Source organism: Erwinia wuhanensis (assembly GCF_030484085.1).
Taxonomy (GTDB): Bacteria; Pseudomonadota; Gammaproteobacteria; order Enterobacterales; family Enterobacteriaceae; genus Erwinia; species Erwinia aeris.
In genome coordinates this window covers 60,372-78,244 of the sequence record NZ_JAUJUH010000009.1, presented here as the reverse complement: position 1 = coordinate 78,244, position 17,873 = coordinate 60,372, and the positions used below count along the sequence as shown (strand labels likewise).

17 protein-coding genes are annotated in these 17,873 nt (G+C 59.6%); 13 read left to right on the top strand and 4 right to left on the bottom strand.

Annotated elements, in window-relative coordinates; genetic code table 11:
- The first annotated feature begins 277 nt into the window (after nt 1–277).
- Nucleotides 278–844, top strand: a complete 567-nt coding sequence (gene nudE / locus QZH36_RS19280) for an ADP compounds hydrolase NudE (protein WP_253457626.1) — start codon at nt 278–280, stop codon at nt 842–844.
- 83 nt (nt 845–927) lie between these two features.
- Here nudE and mrcA read toward each other — a convergent pair whose 3' ends face one another.
- Nucleotides 928–3,474: a peptidoglycan glycosyltransferase/peptidoglycan DD-transpeptidase MrcA gene (gene mrcA / locus QZH36_RS19275; RefSeq protein WP_253457629.1), complete on the bottom strand. Its 2,547-nt coding sequence runs from the start codon at nt 3,472–3,474 to the stop codon at nt 928–930.
- A gap of 116 nt (nt 3,475–3,590) precedes the next feature.
- Between mrcA and pilM the strand changes: the two genes are divergently transcribed.
- The 12 genes from pilM to trpS all read left to right on the top strand — a co-directional run bounded on the left by pilM (nt 3,591) and on the right by trpS (nt 13,517).
- Nucleotides 3,591–4,415 carry a pilus assembly protein PilM gene (gene pilM / locus QZH36_RS19270; protein WP_301730904.1) on the top strand — a complete coding sequence of 275 codons (825 nt, stop codon included), beginning with the start codon at nt 3,591–3,593 and terminating at the stop codon, nt 4,413–4,415.
- Nucleotides 4,415–4,954, top strand: coding sequence for a PilN domain-containing protein (locus QZH36_RS19265; protein WP_301730903.1), 540 nt, complete (start codon nt 4,415–4,417; stop codon nt 4,952–4,954). Before pilM ends, QZH36_RS19265 begins: the two co-directional genes overlap by 1 nt.
- Nucleotides 4,947–5,444 (top strand): HofO family protein, encoded by a 498-nt coding sequence (locus QZH36_RS19260; RefSeq protein ID WP_301730902.1) that lies wholly within the window; start codon nt 4,947–4,949, stop codon nt 5,442–5,444. Before QZH36_RS19265 ends, QZH36_RS19260 begins: the two co-directional genes overlap by 8 nt.
- A complete protein-coding gene (locus tag QZH36_RS19255; RefSeq protein WP_301730901.1) occupies nt 5,434–5,886 on the top strand; it encodes a hypothetical protein in 453 nt (150 codons plus the stop codon). The genes QZH36_RS19260 and QZH36_RS19255 overlap by 11 nt, the downstream gene beginning before the upstream one ends.
- Nucleotides 5,786–7,048, top strand: coding sequence for a DNA uptake porin HofQ (gene hofQ / locus QZH36_RS19250; RefSeq protein WP_253457643.1), 1,263 nt, complete (start codon nt 5,786–5,788; stop codon nt 7,046–7,048). Before QZH36_RS19255 ends, hofQ begins: the two co-directional genes overlap by 101 nt.
- Before the next feature lie 389 nt (nt 7,049–7,437).
- Nucleotides 7,438–7,959: a shikimate kinase AroK gene (gene aroK / locus QZH36_RS19245; protein ID WP_034934892.1), complete on the top strand. Its 522-nt coding sequence runs from the start codon at nt 7,438–7,440 to the stop codon at nt 7,957–7,959.
- 38 nt (nt 7,960–7,997) lie between these two features.
- A complete protein-coding gene (gene aroB, locus QZH36_RS19240; protein ID WP_253457647.1) occupies nt 7,998–9,089 on the top strand; it encodes a 3-dehydroquinate synthase in 1,092 nt (363 codons plus the stop codon).
- 62 nt (nt 9,090–9,151) lie between these two features.
- Nucleotides 9,152–10,159: an SPOR domain-containing protein gene (locus QZH36_RS19235; protein WP_301251834.1), complete on the top strand. Its 1,008-nt coding sequence runs from the start codon at nt 9,152–9,154 to the stop codon at nt 10,157–10,159.
- A 119-nt stretch (nt 10,160–10,278) separates the two neighbouring features.
- On the top strand, nt 10,279–11,097 hold the full coding sequence (dam, locus tag QZH36_RS19230) for an adenine-specific DNA-methyltransferase (protein WP_301730900.1): 819 nt from the start codon (nt 10,279–10,281) through the stop codon (nt 11,095–11,097).
- 53 nt (nt 11,098–11,150) lie between these two features.
- Nucleotides 11,151–11,837 carry a ribulose-phosphate 3-epimerase gene (rpe, locus tag QZH36_RS19225; protein WP_125289868.1) on the top strand — a complete coding sequence of 229 codons (687 nt, stop codon included), beginning with the start codon at nt 11,151–11,153 and terminating at the stop codon, nt 11,835–11,837.
- Nucleotides 11,821–12,498, top strand: coding sequence for a phosphoglycolate phosphatase (locus QZH36_RS19220; RefSeq protein WP_253457655.1), 678 nt, complete (start codon nt 11,821–11,823; stop codon nt 12,496–12,498). The genes rpe and QZH36_RS19220 overlap by 17 nt, the downstream gene beginning before the upstream one ends.
- A gap of 17 nt (nt 12,499–12,515) precedes the next feature.
- A complete protein-coding gene (gene trpS, locus QZH36_RS19215) occupies nt 12,516–13,517 on the top strand; it encodes a tryptophan--tRNA ligase (RefSeq protein ID WP_125289866.1) in 1,002 nt (333 codons plus the stop codon).
- Between the two features lie 59 nt (nt 13,518–13,576).
- Here trpS and cysG read toward each other — a convergent pair whose 3' ends face one another.
- From cysG to nirB, 3 genes are read right to left on the bottom strand one after another with little or no spacing between them, the layout of a single operon-like run.
- Nucleotides 13,577–14,941: a siroheme synthase CysG gene (gene cysG / locus QZH36_RS19210; protein ID WP_301730899.1), complete on the bottom strand. Its 1,365-nt coding sequence runs from the start codon at nt 14,939–14,941 to the stop codon at nt 13,577–13,579.
- 57 nt (nt 14,942–14,998) lie between these two features.
- Nucleotides 14,999–15,325, bottom strand: coding sequence for a nitrite reductase small subunit NirD (gene nirD / locus QZH36_RS19205; protein WP_301730898.1), 327 nt, complete (start codon nt 15,323–15,325; stop codon nt 14,999–15,001).
- Nucleotides 15,322–17,853 (bottom strand): nitrite reductase large subunit NirB, encoded by a 2,532-nt coding sequence (gene nirB / locus QZH36_RS19200; RefSeq protein ID WP_301730897.1) that lies wholly within the window; start codon nt 17,851–17,853, stop codon nt 15,322–15,324. Before nirB ends, nirD begins: the two co-directional genes overlap by 4 nt.
- Nucleotides 17,854–17,873 lie beyond the last annotated feature (20 nt).

Here is a 17,873-nt window from a genome sequence, read left to right as displayed (position 1 = left end):
AATCATAAAATTAGAATAATAGTAGATTAGCCCCGACCGAGATGGTAACAAGCCATAGGCCGTAGCAATATCGGTATATTCTTATTTTGTAAAACACGCATTGACTTTTTTAAAACTTTTTAATTACTTACGGGTGGATTTGTTATAACGGTGTAAAATAATTCATGCGCTGATTGGCAACCTTCTTTCACTGCCGCACAATAGCGTAACTGTCGGTAAATTTACCGCGACTGGCGAGCTATTACGCTCATTTTTTTGGCTTTTCCCTGGGGCCACTATGACCGGACAACTGCAAAAACCCAAAATCCTGAATGTTGAAACCGTCGCGCGGTCGCGTCTGTTTACCGTGGAGGCCGTGGATTTAGTGTTCAGCAACGGTGCTGAGCGCGTTTATGAGCGAATGAAACCCACTGAACGTGAAGCCGTGATGATCGTCCCCATTGTGGACAACCATCTTATTCTTATCCGGGAATATGCCGTCGGACTGGAAAATTATGAGCTGGGGTTCCCTAAAGGCCTGATCGATCCGGGCGAAACGCCTGCGGAAGCCGCCAACCGCGAGCTGAAGGAAGAGGTAGGTTTTGGCGCACGTCAGCAGGAATGGCTGGGCAAGCTCACCATGGCGCCGTCCTATTTTTCCAGCAAGATGAATATCATCGTGGCGGAAGATCTTTACGAAGAGCGGCTGGAAGGCGACGAGCCGGAACCGCTGCCGCAGGTTCGCTGGCCGTTGGATAACCTGATGGCGCTGCTGCAGGAGCCTGATTTTTGCGAGGCGCGCAACGTCAGTGCGCTGTTTATGGTGCGGGAGTGGTTAATTCGCCAGGGGCGGCTGAGCTACTAAAAACGCGACAGCATTCCAAAGAAAAGCCCGGTAAAAACCGGGCTTTTTTTGTGGCCATCAGGCACGGGCGACAGGGCCCGGCATCAGAACAGCTCGTGGCTTTCGCCGTTGTCCATCAGCGTGGTGCCGACATCATGGACGGAATACTCGGTCGGCTGTGTGCCGTTGATAAAGTACTCCTGACGGGTATTGCCGCCGCCGTTGGCCAGCTTGCCGGTACGGCGATCGATGGTGACGGTAACCACGCCTTCAGGCGGCGTCAGCGGCTGCACCGGTACGCCATCCAGCGCGACCTTCATGTAGTCGTCCCACGCTGGCTGAGCGCTCTTCGCGCCGCCTTCATAGCCTGAAATCTGATCTTTAATCGCGCCGGAAGCGGTCGTTCGGCCCAAATCGCGGCGGTGATCGTCAAAGCCGATCCACACAGAGGTCACCACGCCCGGACCATAGCCTGAGAACCAGGCGTCTTTCGAGCTGTTGGTGGTGCCCGTTTTACCGCCGATATCGTTGCGCTTCAGATCGCGTCCTGCGCGCCAGCCGGTGCCCATCCAGCCCGGTTCGCCAAAGATATTGGAGTTCATCGCGCTTTTGATCAGGAAAGAGAGCGGCGTGTTGATCACGTGCGGCGCGTACTGTTCATCCTGCTGTGGCGGCTGGGAAACCTGCTCCAGCTGCGGCTGCGGAACGACTGCGTTGCCGCCCTGCTGCGATACCGTCGGGTTTTCCACGCTGTCTTCATTCAGCGCTACCGCTTTCTGCGTCTCGCCGTAAATCACCGGCAGATTGCATTCCGGGCAGGCTACTTTCGGCCTGGCTTCAAACAGCGTATTGCCCTGTTCATCCTCGATCTTGCTGATAAAGAAAGGATCGACCAGGAAGCCGCCGTTGGCCATCACCGAATAGCCGCGCACCATCTGCAATGGCGTAAACGAAGCGGAGCCAAGCGCCAGCGATTCGGTGTGCACGATATTCTGCGCCGGGAAGCCAAAGCGTTGCAGATACTGCGCGGCGTAATCAACGCCCATCGCACGCATAGCGCGCACCATGACCACGTTCTTGGACTGACCCAGCCCCTGACGCAGGCGGATCGGGCCGTCGTAGGTCGCCGGTGAGTTTTTTGGCCGCCAGTCGGCGCCCGAGCCGGCATCCCAGCGGGAGATCGGCACGTCGTTCAGGATAGAGGCCAGCGTCAGCCCGCGATCCATCGCTGCGGTATACAGGAACGGCTTGATGTTCGAGCCTACCTGGCGCAGCGCCTGGGTCGCGCGGTTAAATTTGCTCAGGTTAAAGTCGAAACCGCCTACCAGTGCGCGAACGGCGCCGTTGTGCGGATCCAGCGAAACCAGCGACGAGTTAACGTCCGGCACCTGCGCCAGCCACCAGCCGGTATCCATCTGGCGAACCCAAATCTGCTGGCCCGGCTGCACCACTTCGGTCACGGAAGTCGGCGTGCGGCCCTGGACGGTATCGGATTTATAAGGCCGCGCCCAGCGTACGCCAGCCAGGTTCAGCGTCACGCTGCTGCCGTCGCGCATCAGTACCGTGGCTTCTTCGCGGTTGGCTTCGGTTACCACCGCCGGGAAGAGCGGGCCGTAAACCGGCAGCGCCTTCAGCGTTTTCAGGATCTCCGTACGGCCCCAGGCGGTCTGGCCGACTTTCCACAGCACGTTGGCCGGGCCGCGGTAGCCATGACGCATATCGTAATTCAGCACGTTGTCCTGCAACGCTTTCTGCGCGCCCAGCTGTAATTTACGGGTAATGGTCGTGGTGACTTTAAAGCCGTCGTTATACGCGTTGTCGCCGTAGCGTTTCACCATCTCCTGACGCACCATCTCGGTCAGATAAGGGGCGGAGAAGGCGATTTCCGGCGCGTGATAGTGCGCTTCCAGCGGCGAAAGGCGCGCTTCGTCATACTGCGCCTGCGTAATGTAATTCTGATCCAGCATGCGGCTGAGCACGACGTTGCGACGAGACAGCGCGCGCGTAGGGGAATAAAGCGGGTTAAAGGTCGATGGCGCTTTAGGCAGACCGGCGATCATCGCCATCTCGCCCAGCGAGAGTTGATCGACATTTTTGCCGAAATAGACCTGTGCGGCAGCGCCCACGCCGTAGGCGCGGTAGCCCAGATAGATTTTGTTCAGGTAAAGCTCAAGGATTTCGTCTTTGCTCATCATTTGCTCAATGCGAATGGCGAGAAAAGCCTCCTTGATTTTACGCATCAGCGTACGCTCGGGGCTGAGGAAAAAGTTACGGGCCAGCTGCTGCGTGATGGTACTGGCGCCCTGGGAAGCGTGGCCGGAAACCAGCGCAATGCTTACCGCGCGGAAAATGCCGATAGGATCGATACCGTGATGCTCATAAAAGCGGCTGTCTTCGGTAGCGATAAAGGCCTTGACCATGACGGGCGGGATCTGCCCAAGCTTTAACGGGATGCGGCGCTTTTCGCCGTATTGAGCAATCAGCTCGTTATCCGCGCTGTAGACCTGCATGGGCGTTTGCAGCCGGACATCTTTCAGCGTGGCGACGTCGGGCAGCTGCGGCTGTATGTACTGATACAGACCATAAATCGAGCCGGCTCCCAACAAAATGCAACACACTGCAAGGATCAAAAAATACTTTACGAACTTCACCTGATATTTTCCATCTTAAGTCGCCTGGACAGTTTATAAACAATCGCGCGGTAGTATAAAGGCAAGCCAGAGGCCTGGATACATCATTTTTCTACTGAGCAGGGAGACCGCGCGAAATGGCATTTCAGACATGGCAAGTCGGCCTGGATATTCAGAACGGACAGCTTTGCGCCCTGGGTATTCAATACCGTCGTAACGGCTGGCAACTGCGCCACTGGTGGCAACATGCGCTGCCGCACGATACGTTAACCAACGGGCTGGTGCAACGGCCCGACCCGCTTATTCCCCTGCTGCGACAGTGGCGAAAACGGCTGCCGCGGCAGATCTCGCTGCGCGTCGGCTTTCCCGCCCGGCTGGCGTTGCAGCACGCGCTGGCGCTGCCGCAAACCTCACTGCGTGAACCAGAGCGTAGCAGCTATATCGCGGCCGCGGCGAAGCGATTTTTTCCGATAGAGCCTGAAAAACTTGCGCTTGACTACCGCCAGGCAGCTGCCGACAGCGGGCAGCTGTGGCTGACCGCCGCCCGTCGGGACGCGGTTCATGACTGGCTATCGATGCTGAAGACGGCGGGACTCAACCCTCGGGTGCTGGAGCTGGCCCCGGCCGCGCTGTTTGCGCTGGCGCAAAGCCTGCGGCTCAGCCCGGATGCCGTGCTGGTGCACCGTTTACCCGACCACTGGCTCTGGTTTGGCGCGCGGCTACAGCCGCCATGGGGGTGGTGTCCCGCTGATGAAGCGGCCAACCTGGCGGCGCTGCGCGAAAAATACCTCGCCGATGCGGCCACGCTTTACTATAGCTCGGCCTTGCCGGAAGCGCTGCCTGCCGATGCGCTGTGGCTGGAGCCGCTGGCGGCTTTCGCTTTTAAGTCGCTGCCGTTGCCCGCGTACAGCGGCGCTTTTGCGCTGGCCGCCGGGCTGGCGCTGCGGCCGGAGGACGCCTGATGGTCTGGGTAAATTTTCTTCCCTGGCGTCAGCAGCGGCAGCGTCAACAGCTGCGCCGCGACGGCCTGTTGCTTATGGCGCTACTGGTTCTGTTGCTCGCGCTGACGATGCCCTTGCTGGAGCAGCAGACGCTCGGCAAGCGGCAGCAGACCGGCTTGCGCTGGCTGAAAGAGACTAACGACCAGCTCGACAGGCTCAGCGCTCGCCTGGCTCGTCTGGAAGCCCGGCGCGATACGCTTCGACGCGCGCTGGCCATCAGTGAAGGCAGGCAGGCGCGCCTGCGCGAGTGGCAGGCATTTACGCGTGACCTGGCCGCAACCCTGCCAGCGGCGCTCTGGCTGAGCGAAATCAGCAAAACCGCGCAGAGTCTGACCGTCACCGGATTTTGCCTGCGGCTGGCTGAAGTTGAGGCGTTTCGTCAGCAGTTAGAGCGGTTTCACCTGTTTCAACAGGTCAACACCGGCAGGCTCAGCCGCGACGGAAAGGGCATTATCCGCTTCAGCCTGGAGGCCACGCTGCCGGAACAGGAACATGAGTAGCGTTCTGCTGCATCGCTGGCTCGCTTTGCCGTTCTGGCTAAGGCTGCTGTTGCTGGTGTTCTGCTTTATCACGGGCGCGCTGATGGTACGCCAGGTCTGGCTGCGGCCTCTTCAGCAGCAGGCTTTACAGGTGGCGCAGCAGCGGCAACAGGAGCACAAGCGCTATCGGCTGCTGCTGCGCAATTTGCAACAGCGAAGCTCGCTGCACGAAGCCGAAGCGGATATCGCTGGCCTGCAACTGGCGTTACGGCCTGGGGCGGCGCGGCCTTTCTCGTGGCTACAGCTGAGCGAGGCGGCGGGCAACCGTTTACAGGGCTGGCAGCCAACGCCTCAGGGCGGCGAATTAACCCTGCTGCTTAGCTGGCCGCAGCTGCAGTCCGCGTTTCGCTATCTGAGCGAGCGGCAACCCGCCGTCAGGCTGGCGCAGTTCAGCCTGAAGCGGGTGGATGAACAGCTGCGGTTAAATCTGGTGGTGCAATATGAACGCTAGTGCCTTTTTAAAAGATTGGCTAAAACGCCCGGTAATACTGGTGGCTGCGCTGCTGCTGGGGTGTAGCGCGCTGGCGGCCCGCGATCCCTTTTCGCCGCCGGAAAACATGCTTTGTGACTCCCTGTTACCCATGCCGCCGCCGCAGCTGCGCGGCATCATCGGTCGGCCAGCGAACTACCGCGCCTTGCTGGTGACCCGTAGCGGCAGCGGTAAATTATGGGCTGCACAGAGCTGGCCGGACGCTTACTGGCAGCTGCGGGACGTCACCGCGCTGGGCATTACGCTGGCGGCCGCCACGCCGTGCAGCGCGCCCTTAAGGATTAACTTGCAAGGAAGCCTTTATGAAACGCATTCGCCTGTGGAAAGTTCTTCTCCTGCTGCCGCTATGGCTGGCAACGCCATTGCGGGGCAGCCCGGCGCCGCTTTCCCTGGCGTTCGATGACGCGCCTGTCGGGCAAATTCTTCAGGCGCTGGCGGACTATCAGCAGCTGAATTTGCTGGTTGCGCCCGGCGTCGAGGGACGGCTTTCCGTCCGTTTAAAAGAGGTCAGCTGGCAGCAGGCGCTGACGCTGGTTTCCCGCCTGGCGAAGCTGAAGGTGAATAAAGAAGGCAACGTGCTGCTGGTTTTCCCGCAGGGCTGGCAGGAAGAGCAGCAGCGACGGCAAACGCTTGAGCGGGAGGAGGCGGAAAAGGCGCTGCCGCTTGATACGCTGGCGTTGCCGCTGCGCTATGCAGAGGCGGAAAAAGTCTACGGCAGCCTGCAGAGCGCGCAGGCGAAGCTGCTGAGTTCGCGCGGCAGCGTGACGGTAGATAAACGCACCAACAGCCTGATCCTGCGCGACACCCGAGCCGCGCTGAACGAGATCCAGCGCTGGGTCACGGCATTGGATACGCCGCTGGAGCAGGTCGAACTCGCCGCGCATATCGTTACCCTCAGCGAAGAGAGCCTGCGCGAGCTGGGCGTGCGCTGGGGCCTGGGCGGCGAAGAGCAGATCGCCCGCGCGCTGCGGGTCAGCCAGCTGCGCGTTGATCTGCCGGTGGCTAATCCCGCACTGGCCTTAGGCTTTACCCTGGCGCGCCTGAACGGCAGGATGCTGGATCTGGAGCTGAACGCGCTGGAGCAGGAAAACAAACTGGAGATTATCGCCAGTCCCCGACTGTTCACCTCGCATCAGCAGCCCGCCAGCATTAAGCAGGGCACGGAAATTCCCTATGAGGTCTCCAGCGGCAGCAACGGTAAAACCAGCGTGGAGTTCAGGGAGGCGGTCTTAGGCATGGACGTAACGCCTTACGTGCAGCCGAACGGCCGCATCATGCTAAAGCTGCATATCAGCCAGAACCTGCCCGGCAGTACGGTACGCAGCGGCGAGGGCGAATATATCGCCATCGATAAACAGGAGATCCAGACCCAGGTCACGCTGAAAGATGGTGAAACGCTGGCGCTGGGCGGCATCTTCCAGCAGCAGCGCGCAAAAGGGCAGAGCCGGGTGCCGTTTCTTGGCTCTGTACCGCTGTTGGGCGCGCTTTTTCGCCATGCGACTACCGGCCAAAAAAAACGTGAGCTGGTGATCTTCATTACCCCAAGACTGATTCGTGACGAGTAAAGCTTTTTTGTAACAAACTGAGCGAGCGAGTGCTTTTTTAGCGGATTGCAGCCATATGCGTTTGACGCAAGGGCGGAATTAGCTTACAAGGTTTAGCGATTTTTGAATTACAGGCCTCGGTTTGGCTTTAAGAAAAAGCATTTACCCGTTTTTTATCGTGCGCAACCGGCGTAACCGATGCTGTGACATCGGCGTGATAAATGAAGCGGACTGAACGCGCCAGCTGTGGGCGCAATGGGCAAGGTCAATTTAATCGGTTGCCAAAACACCTTCAGTGTTGAGATAATTTTCCTCTGACTCTCGCACTATCGCTCATGAGGTTTCAGTTCATGTCCTGTCCGCTGTAGGACGGGGTATCATTAACGAATTGTCTTAGTAATACCGAAAAAATGGCAGAGAAACGCAATATCTTTCTGGTTGGGCCTATGGGTGCCGGCAAAAGCACTATTGGGCGTCAGTTAGCTCAGCAACTCAATATGGAATTTTTCGATTCCGATCAAGAAATTGAGCGACGTACCGGAGCGGATGTGGGCTGGGTGTTCGACGTCGAAGGCGAAGAAGGCTTCCGCGATCGCGAAGAAAAGATCATTAACGAACTCACCGAGAAGCAGGGCATTGTCCTGGCGACCGGCGGCGGTTCCGTTAAGTCTCGCGAAACACGCAACCGTCTTTCCGCTCGCGGCGTGGTGGTCTATCTGGAGACCACGATCGAAAAACAGCTGGCTCGTACGCAGCGCGATAAAAAGCGTCCTTTGCTGCAGGTGGATTCTCCACCGCGCGAAGTGCTGGAAGCGTTGGCGGACGAACGTAATCCGCTGTATGAAGAGATTGCTGACGTCACCATTCGTACCGATGACCAAAGTGCTAAAGTCGTCGCAAATCAAATCATTAACATGCTGGAAAAGAGCTAGCGGCTCTGCTCCGCCTGCGGGCCGAAAAGGAGTGCTTCATGGAGAAGATTACCGTCACTCTGGGGGAACGCAGTTACCCCATTACCATCGCTGCCGGACTGTTTAACGATCCGGCTTCTTTTTGGCCGCTTAAGGCGGGCGAGCGGGCAATGCTGGTCACTAACGACACGCTGGCACCGCTTTATCTTCAACCTGTTCGTCAGCGGCTGGAAAGCGCTGGTATAGAAGTGGACCAGGTGATCCTGCCCGATGGCGAGCAGCACAAAACGCTGGCGGTGATGGATCGGGTCTTTACCGCGCTGCTGGAAAAACCGCACGGTCGCGATACCACGCTGATTGCCCTGGGCGGCGGCGTGATTGGCGATCTGACCGGTTTCGCGGCGGCCAGCTACCAGCGCGGCGTGCGGTTTATTCAGGTTCCTACCACGCTGCTGTCGCAGGTGGACTCCTCCGTTGGCGGCAAAACGGCCGTTAATCATCCCCTTGGCAAGAACATGATCGGCGCGTTCTATCAGCCGGCTTCGGTAGTGATCGATATCAACTGCCTGAGCAGCCTGCCCGCTCGCGAGCTGGCGTCAGGTCTTGCGGAAGTGATCAAATACGGCATCATCCTCGACGGTGAGTTCTTCTGCTGGCTGGAAGCTAACCTGGATGCGCTGCTGGCGCTGGACGGCAAGGCGATGGCCTACTGTATTCGCCGCTGCTGCGAGCTGAAAGCCGAGGTCGTCGCCGCCGACGAGCGCGAAATGGGGCAGCGCGCGTTGCTGAATCTGGGCCACACTTACGGACACGCCATCGAAGCGCATATGGGCTACGGTAACTGGCTGCATGGCGAGGCCGTGGCGGCCGGCATGGTGATGGCCGCGCGTACCGCAGAGCGGCTGGGCGAGTTTTCCGCTGGCGATACCGACAGGATCATCAGCCTGCTGCAGCGTGCCGGACTGCCGGTGCACGGCCCGGAGAGCATGGCGGCGACGGATTATCTGCCGCATATGCTGCGTGATAAAAAAGTGCTGGCGGGCGAGCTGCGTCTGGTGCTGCCGCTGGCTTTAGGACAGGCCTGCGTGCGCGGCGGCGTTGCGCATGATACGGTGCTGGCAGCGATTAACGACTGTCAGAAACCGGCCTGAGCCGTTAGTTAACTACTGGCGTACACGTAAAGCGGCGCGGCTGCTTTACCGGAGGAGGTGAAATGGACGATTTTAAACCGGAAGATGAGTTAAAGCCTGATACCAGCGATCGCCGTCCACAGCGAGCGCGAAAAACGTCCTCTGCCCCTAAGGTGCCGGTATCACGCCAGCATCTGATGATGGGGGTAGGCGTGCTGGTGCTGCTGCTGATCGTGCTTGGCATCGGTTCAACGCTGAACTCGTCGGACAGCGGCGATAAAAAAGCCGCCCAGACGCCGGCCACCTCCGGCGGCAGCGATAAAAATATCGATCTGACCGGCTCTTCTTCCATGAGCGGACAGAGCGGCGCGCAGCAGCCTGGCGCTGATGCAAGCGCCTCTGGCGCGGGCGGGCAGCCTGCCGAGGGCTCAGCCGCATCCGGTAATGCACCTCAGGAACTGAGTGCCCCGCCGGTCGCCTCCACGCCGACCGAAGCGCAGCCCGTGCAGACCCCGGCGGGCCAACAGCGCGTCGAGCTGCCGGGCGATCTCAATAGCGCGCTCTCTAACCAGCAGAATCAGGTGGATGCGGCCAGCACGGATATGCAGGGCAGCTCGCTGCCGCTGGCACCGGCGACCGTTGCGGGCGGCGGCACTGCTGGCAAACCGGTCACCGCGCCGCAGACGTCTCAGCCTGCGCCTGCACGTTCGGCTACGCGTCAGCCTGCCGCGCCTCAGCAGCACACCAGACCCGCCACGCACAAACCTGCGGCGGCGAAACCGGTCGCGAAAGAGAGCCACAGCGCGCCGGTAGCCGCGCCTGCTGCGGTAACCGGCGGCAACTATACGTTGCAGCTGAGCAGCGCTTCGCGTCCCGATACGCTTAACGCCTGGGCGAAAAAGCAGAACCTGAGCGGCTATCACGTGTATAAAACCACGCGCAACGGCCAGCCCTGGTACGTACTGGTAAGCGGCGCTTACGCCACGCCGGCAGATGCAAAACGCGCGGTAGCTTCGCTGCCGTCAGAGGTGCAGGCGAAAAACCCCTGGGTGAAACCTGTCAGCCAGGTGAAAAAAGAGTCAGCAAATTAACGGCTATTGAGCCTGACGATGTTCTCTGCCAGCCCGCGTTATGCGGGCTGGTAATTTAAAGCGCAGATATGCTGTCGGTGTAACCGCAGCCAGAAGAGTAAGTGTAATAAAACGACGGCATGAAAAAAAATCGCGCTTTTTTAAAATGGGCGGGCGGCAAGTTCCCGCTGCTTAACGATATCCAGCGTCACCTGCCGGAAGGGGATTGCCTGATTGAACCCTTCGTTGGCGCAGGGTCCGTATTCCTCAATACGCATTTCTCGCGCTACGTGCTGGCGGATATCAACAAAGATTTGATCAACCTGTACAACGTGGTAAGAGATCGCGTGGACGAGTTTGTGGCGGATGCCAGCCAGCTGTTCACGACCGAAAGCAACGACGCTGAGTTCTACTACGCTCGCCGGCTGGAGTTTAATCGATCTACTGATGCCTGGCGCCGCAGCGTGCTGTTTTTGTACCTTAACCGCCACTGCTACAATGGACTGTGCCGCTACAATTTAAGCGGCGAGTTTAACGTACCTTTTGGCCGCTACCGCAAACCCTATTTTCCTCAGGATGAGCTGTACTGGTTCTCCGAGCGGTCGCAAAACGCCACCTTTATCTGCGAATCATACGCTGATACGCTGGGTCGGGCGGAGCCGGGATCGGTGGTCTACTGCGATCCGCCCTATGCGCCGCTGTCGGCCACGGCAAATTTCACCGCTTACCACACCAACAGCTTTAGCCTGGCGCAGCAGCAGCACCTGGCGGAGCTGGCGGAGAAGCTGGCGCGTGAAAGCCGTATTCCGGTACTGATCTCCAATCACGATACGCCGCTGACCCGCGAGTGGTATCAGGCCGCGCAGCTGCATCAGATTAAAGCTCGTCGCTCGATCAGCCGCAGCGGCAGCGGGCGTTTGCAGGTCAACGAGCTGCTGGCGCTGTTTAGCAGCGACTGATCCTCAACAGCACTACGTGCCTGTCGCCAGGCGCGCTAAATTGGGAGAAATGGATGAAAAAGTTTTTGCTCGCTCCGTCAATTCTGTCTGCAGACTTTGCTCGCCTGGGCGAAGACACGGCCAAAGCGCTGGCTGCCGGTGGCGATGTCGTGCATTTCGACGTCATGGATAATCACTACGTGCCCAATCTGACTATGGGGCCGATGGTGCTGAAAGCGCTGCGTGATTACGGCATTACCGCCCCGATCGATGTGCACCTGATGGTGAAACCGGTCGATCGCCTGATCCCCGATTTTGCCAAGGCTGGCGCCAGCTATATCACCTTCCACCCGGAAGCGTCCGAGCATGTTGACCGCACGCTACAGCTGATCAGAGAGCATGGCTGTAAAGCAGGGCTGGTGTTTAACCCGGCCACGTCGCTCAGCTATCTGGACTACGTTATGGACAAAATCGACGTGGTGCTGATCATGTCCGTTAACCCGGGCTTCGGCGGTCAGTCGTTTATTCCCGGCACGCTGGACAAGCTGCGCCAGGCCCGTAAGCTAATCGACCAAAGCGGCTACGATATTCGCCTGGAAGTGGACGGCGGCGTGAAGACAGAAAACATCGGCGAAATCGCCGCGGCCGGCGCCGATATGTTCGTGGCCGGATCCGCTATTTTCAATCAGCCTGACTATAAAAAAGTCATTGATGATATGCGCACGGAACTGGAGAAATCTCGTCATGGCTCATTTCACTGATATTCGCGCGCTGGCGTTCGATCTTGACGGCACGCTGACCGACAGCGCGCCGGGCCTGACCAGCGCGGTAGACGCCGCTTTGCAGTCGCTCAACCTTCCGGCGGCGGGTCTGGCGCGCGTCTCCACCTGGATTGGCAACGGCGCGGACGTGCTGATTGAACGCGCGCTGACCTGGGCGCTGGGACACGCGCCGGAAAGCGATCTGCTGCGCGACGCGCGGGTGCTGCTTGATAAGCATTATGCTGTCGTTGTCGAAAGCGGCAGTAAACTCTTCCCCGGCGTGAAAGAAGGCCTGCAAAAACTGGCGGCCACCGGGATGCCGATGGCTATCGTGACCAACAAGCCGACGCCGTTTGTCGCGCCTTTGCTGGCCTCGCTCGGCATTGACGACTGCTTTTCGCTGATTATCGGCGGCGACGACGTGACGGCGAAAAAACCGCATCCGGCCCCGCTGTTTCTGGTGCTGGGCAAGTTTGGCCTGCTGCCCGGCGAACTGCTGTTCGTGGGCGATTCCCGCAACGATATTCAGGCGGCGAAAGCGGCGGGCACGCCCTGCGTAGGGCTGACCTACGGCTATAACTACGGCGAGCCGATTGCGAGCAGCCAGCCGACGCTGGTGCTTGACCATTTTAACGATTTGTTGCCCGCATTAGGGCTGTAACGACCAGGACGAAAAAGATGAAACCCATCGTATTTAGCGGCGCGCAGCCTTCCGGCGAACTGACCATCGGTAACTATATGGGAGCGTTGCGTCAGTGGGTCAGCATGCAGGACGACTACAACTGCATTTACTGCATTGTCGATCTTCATGCCATTACGGTACGTCAGGATCCGGCTGCGCTGCGTAAAGCGACCCTGGATACGCTGGCGCTCTATCTGGCCTGCGGCATCGATCCCCAGAAAAGCACTATCTTCGTGCAGTCGCACGTGCCGGAGCACACGCAGCTGAGCTGGATCCTGAACTGCTATACCTATTTCGGCGAGCTGAGCCGCATGACGCAGTTCAAGGACAAATCCGCACGCTATGAAGAGAACATCAACGCGGGCCTGTTCGATTATCCGGTGCTGATGGCGGCGGATATCCTGCTTTACCAGACCACGCAGGTGCCCGTTGGCGAAGATCAGAAGCAGCATCTGGAGCTGAGCCGCGACGTGGCCGCGCGTTTCAATGCGCTCTATGGCGATGTGTTTAAGGTGCCGGAGCCGTTTATTCCGAAATCCGGCGCGCGCGTCATGTCGCTGCTGGAGCCGACCAAAAAGATGTCCAAGTCGGACGATAACCGCAACAACGTGATCGGCCTGCTGGAAGATCCGAAGTCGGTGGTCAAGAAGATTAAGCGCGCCATGACCGATGGCGACGAGCCGCCGGTCGTGCGCTATGACGTAAAAAACAAAGCGGGCGTTTCTAACCTGTTGGATATCCTGTCCGGCGTCACCGGCACCAGCATTCCCGATCTGGAAAAGCAGTTTGAAGGCCAGATGTACGGGCACCTGAAAGGCGCGGTAGCCGATGCGGTTTCCGGGATGCTGAGCGAGCTGCAGGAGCGCTATCATCGTTATCGCAATGATGAGGCTTTCCTGGAGCAGGTTATGCGTGACGGCGCGGTGAAAGCTCGCGCTCAGGCGCAGGAAACGCTGAAAAAAGTCTACGAAGCCGTAGGCTTTGTCGCCCAGCCGTAACGGCTAACCTGAACGGCGCCCTTGAAAGTCAGTCCGGGGCGCCGTTTTTTATGGGCTGTCTAAAACCAGCGCAGCGGCTCGCGTAAGGCCACCACCCGACCGATGATAATCAACGACGGGCTTTGCGCCTGCGTGGCCAGCTCGGCCAGCTCGCTCAGCTGCCCTGCCACAACGCGTTGTCGGGTCGAGGTGCCGTTTTCCACCAGCGCCACCGGCATCCCGCCGCTCATACCGTGCGCCAGCAGCTGCCGCTGGATCTCCGCCGCCTGCGTCAGACCCATATAGAACACCAGCGTCTGCCGCTCCGCCGCCAGGTTTTGCCAGTCCAACTCACCGTTTTTCTGCACGTGGCCGGTCACCAGCCGCACGCTCTGCGCATAATCGCGATGGGTAAGCGGGATGCCGCTGTAGGCCGAGCAGCCCGACGCGGCGGTAATGCCCGGCACCACGGAAAAAGGAATGCCCGATCCGGACAGCGCCTCCAGCTCCTCCGCGCCGCGCCCAAAAATAAAGGGATCGCCGCCTTTCAGCCGCACCACGCGTTTTCCCTGGCCCGCCTGCTCCAGCAGGATTTGATTGATCTCCTCCTGGGGTACGCAGTGATAGCCCGCGCGTTTACCGACGAAGATCCTTTCCGCATCGCGCCTGACCAGCTCCAGCACCTCTTCAGATACCAGCCTATCGTAAACCACCACGTCCGCCTGCTGGATCTGCTGTAGCCCTTTCAGCGTCAGCAGGCCCGCGTCGCCTGGCCCGGCGCCGACCAGCACCACTTCGCCCTGTTGCGCCAGCGGCTCGTTAAACAGCGCTTCCGTCAGCTTTTCCGCCTGCTTATCGTCCCTGTTGGCGAGCGTTTGCGCCAGCCGGTCGTGGTGGAACAGTTTTTCCCAGAAGCGCCTGCGCTGCCCGGCTTCGTTAAAGGTTGATTTTACCCGTGGTCGTAACGCGCCCGCCCACGCGGCAACTTTGCCCAAATGCTGCGGCAACAGCGCTTCGATTTTTTCCCGCAGCAGGCGAGCCATCACCGGCGCGTCGCCAGCGCTGGAAATGGCAATCATCAGCGGCGAACGATCGACCACGGAAGGCATGATGGCGCTGGCCCGGGCGGGCGCGTCCACCACGTTGCAGAACATCTGCCGGGCGCTGGCGTAGTCGCTGACCTGCTGATTGACCTCATGGCTGTCCGTCGCCGCTATTGCCAGCCAGCAGCCGTCAAGGTGTTCAGGGCTGAAGCGCGCTTCCCGCAGCGTCACCTTCCCGGCCTGCTGCCATTCGTAAAAGGGGGAGGAAAAATGCGTGGCGCAGACGCGGACATCCGCACCAGCCTTCAGCAGCAGCCGCGCTTTGCGCTCGGCCACGGCGCCGCCGCCGACCAGCAGGACGGTCTTATGGCGCAGGTCGCAAAAAAGAGGAAACCAGTTCACAGGAGGCTCGCAATAAAAAAGGGCCGCAATGCGCGGCCGTGAAAAAGAGAGAAGGGCTTATATCGCCACTTCCACCATGCCGTCGCGGACTCTGGCGGGCCAGGCGGGGATCGAGCTGCTCTCATCCTCCATACAGAGGCCGTCGCTCAGGCGAAAACGCTGCTTCTTCAGCGGGCTGGCAACCCACAGGCTTTGCTGGTGCTCGGCAATCAGGCCACGTGAGAGCACGCTGGCCTGGGCAAAGGGATCGATATTGCTCAGGGCGAACACCGCTTCATCGGCGCGAGGGCGAAACAGGGCAACCTGTTCCCCCGCCACCAGCGCACAAACGCCGGTGGCGGGCTGAATACTTTCTAAAGGGCAAACGCTATGCCACTGACTCATGGCTGTTCCTCCATAACAACGGGAATACGCTCTTCGGGCCGCGCGGGCCGGTGCTGCTGACGCTCCGGCACGCTCTGCACCAGCGGGTCGCGGCTGTCGCTGTTGATAAAGTGGCGGAAGCGGGCAAGCCGCTCCGGTTGCGCAAGGGTTGCCTGCCACTCACAGACGAAGCGCTCGCGCAGGCGGGCCAGGTCGGCCTCCAGCTGCGCGTTGAGGCCCAGCTTGTCGTGGATAATGACCTGGCGCAGATAGTCGATGCCGCCGTCCAGGCTCTCCAGCCACAGCGAGGTGCGCTGCAATTTATCGGCGGTGCGGATATAAAACAGCATAAAGCGATCCAGATAGCGGATAAGCGTGTCCCGATCCAGATCCGCCGCCAGCAGATCGCCGTGGCGCGGCTTCATACCGCCGTTGCCGCAGACGTAAAGGTTCCAGCCTTTTTCCGTAGCGATGATGCCGACATCTTTGCTTTGCGCTTCCGAGCATTCACGGGTGCAGCCCGACACGCCAAATTTCATCTTGTGCGGCGTGCGGATGCCCTTGTAGCGGTTTTCCAGCTCCACGCCCAGCCCCACAGAGTCGCCGACGCCGAAGCGGCACCAGCTGCTGCCCACGCAGGTTTTCGCCATGCGCAGCGCTTTGGCGTAGGCGTGGCCGGTTTCAAAACCGGCTTCGATCAGCGTCTGCCAGATGGCGGGCAGATCGTCTTTCTGCGCGCCGAACAGACCGATGCGCTGCGAGCCGGTGATCTTGGTGTAAAGGCCGTAGCGGCTGGCAACCTCGCCAATGGCTATCAGCCCGGCTGGGGTGATCTCGCCGCCCGCAGAGCGCGGGATCACGGAGTAGGTGCCGTCTTTCTGAATATTGCCAAGAAAGCTGTCGTTGCTGTCCTGCAAAGGCACCAGCGAAGGCTGGAGGGCATAATCGTTCCAGCACGAGGCAAGTAATGACGCTACCGTGGGTTTACAGACCTCGCAGCCATAGCCCTGGCCATATTTGCTAAGCAGCTGCTCAAAGGTTTGGATCTCTTCCACGCGGATCAGGTGATACAGCTCCTGGCGGGAATAGTGAAAGTGTTCGCAAAGGTGGCTGTTAACTTCAATGCCCTGGCGGCTCAGCTCGGCGTTCAGCACCTGGGTCATCAGCGGCACGCAGCCGCCGCAGCCGGTGCCGGCTTTGGTTTCCGCCTTCAGCGCCGCCACGGTATGGCAGCCGTTGTGGATCGCCAGCACCAGGTCGCCTTTGGTGACGTCAAAGCAGGAACAGATTTGCGCCGTTTCCGGCAGCGAATCCACGCCCAGCGCCGGTTTGCTTCCCGCATGGGCGGGCAGGATCAGCGTGTCGGGGTTGTCCGGCAGTTCGATGCCGTTAAGCATCAGCTGCAGCAGATTGCCGTAGTCGCTGGTATCGCCCACCAGCACCGCGCCCAGCAGCTTTTTATTGTCCGCGCTGACCACCAGACGCTTATAGACCTCTTTGTTTTCATCCAGGTAGAGATAGCTGCGCGCGCCTTCCGTCCGGCCGTGCGCATCGCCGATACCGCCGACGTCCACGCCCAGCAGCTTGAGCTTCGCGCTCATATCCGCGCCGGTAAAGGCGTTCTCCCGACCCAGCAGGCTGTCTGCCGTAACCTGCGCCATTTTGTAGCCCGGCGCCACCAGGCCATACACGCGTTCCTGCCAGGCGGCGCATTCGCCAATGGCGTAAATATCTGCATCCGTAGTGCGGCAGCTGTCGTCAATCATTACGCCGCCGCGCGGGCCAATGGCAAGGCCGGCTTCTCTGGCGAGACGATCCTGCGGGCGAATGCCGGTGGAAAACACGATAAAATCGACCGCCAGCTGGCTTTCATCCGCAAACTGCAGGATTTTTCCGCCTGACGGGCCGTCAATAATCTGTCGGGTATTTTTGCTGGTATGAACGGCAACGCCCATTCCTTCGATTTTTTTCCGCAGCAGCTTTCCGCCCAGCGGATCGAGCTGTTCCGCCATCAGCACGGGCGCGAACTCCACCACGTGCGTTTCCATGCCCAGATTTTTCAGCGCGCCGGCGGCCTCCAGCCCCAGCAGACCGCCGCCGATCACCGCGCCGCTACGGCTGTTACGGGCGCAGGCTTCGATTGCGTCCAGATCGTCCAGCGTACGATAAACAAAGCAGCTGTTCCCGTCGGCGCCTGCAATTGGCGGCACCCAGGGATAAGAGCCGGTCGCCAGCACCAGCTTATCGTAACTCACCGCGCGGCCCTGGTCGGAATACACCACCTTTTCCTGGCGGTCGATTGTTAAGGCCTTTTCACCAGTTAGCACGCTTATTTTATGCTTTTCGCAGAAGCCTTCCGCCACCAGCGAAAGGGCCTCGGCGCTGTGATGGGTGAAATAAGCGGAGAGATGCACGCGATCGTAAGCCACGCGAGGCTCTTCGCAAAAAACCGTGATGTCGAACTGCTCCGGCGCGGCCTTTTCGGCCAGCTCTTCCAGCAGGCGATGCCCTACCATGCCGTTGCCAATAATAACGAGTCGGGTGCGCATTTGTGCCTCACATTACAAAA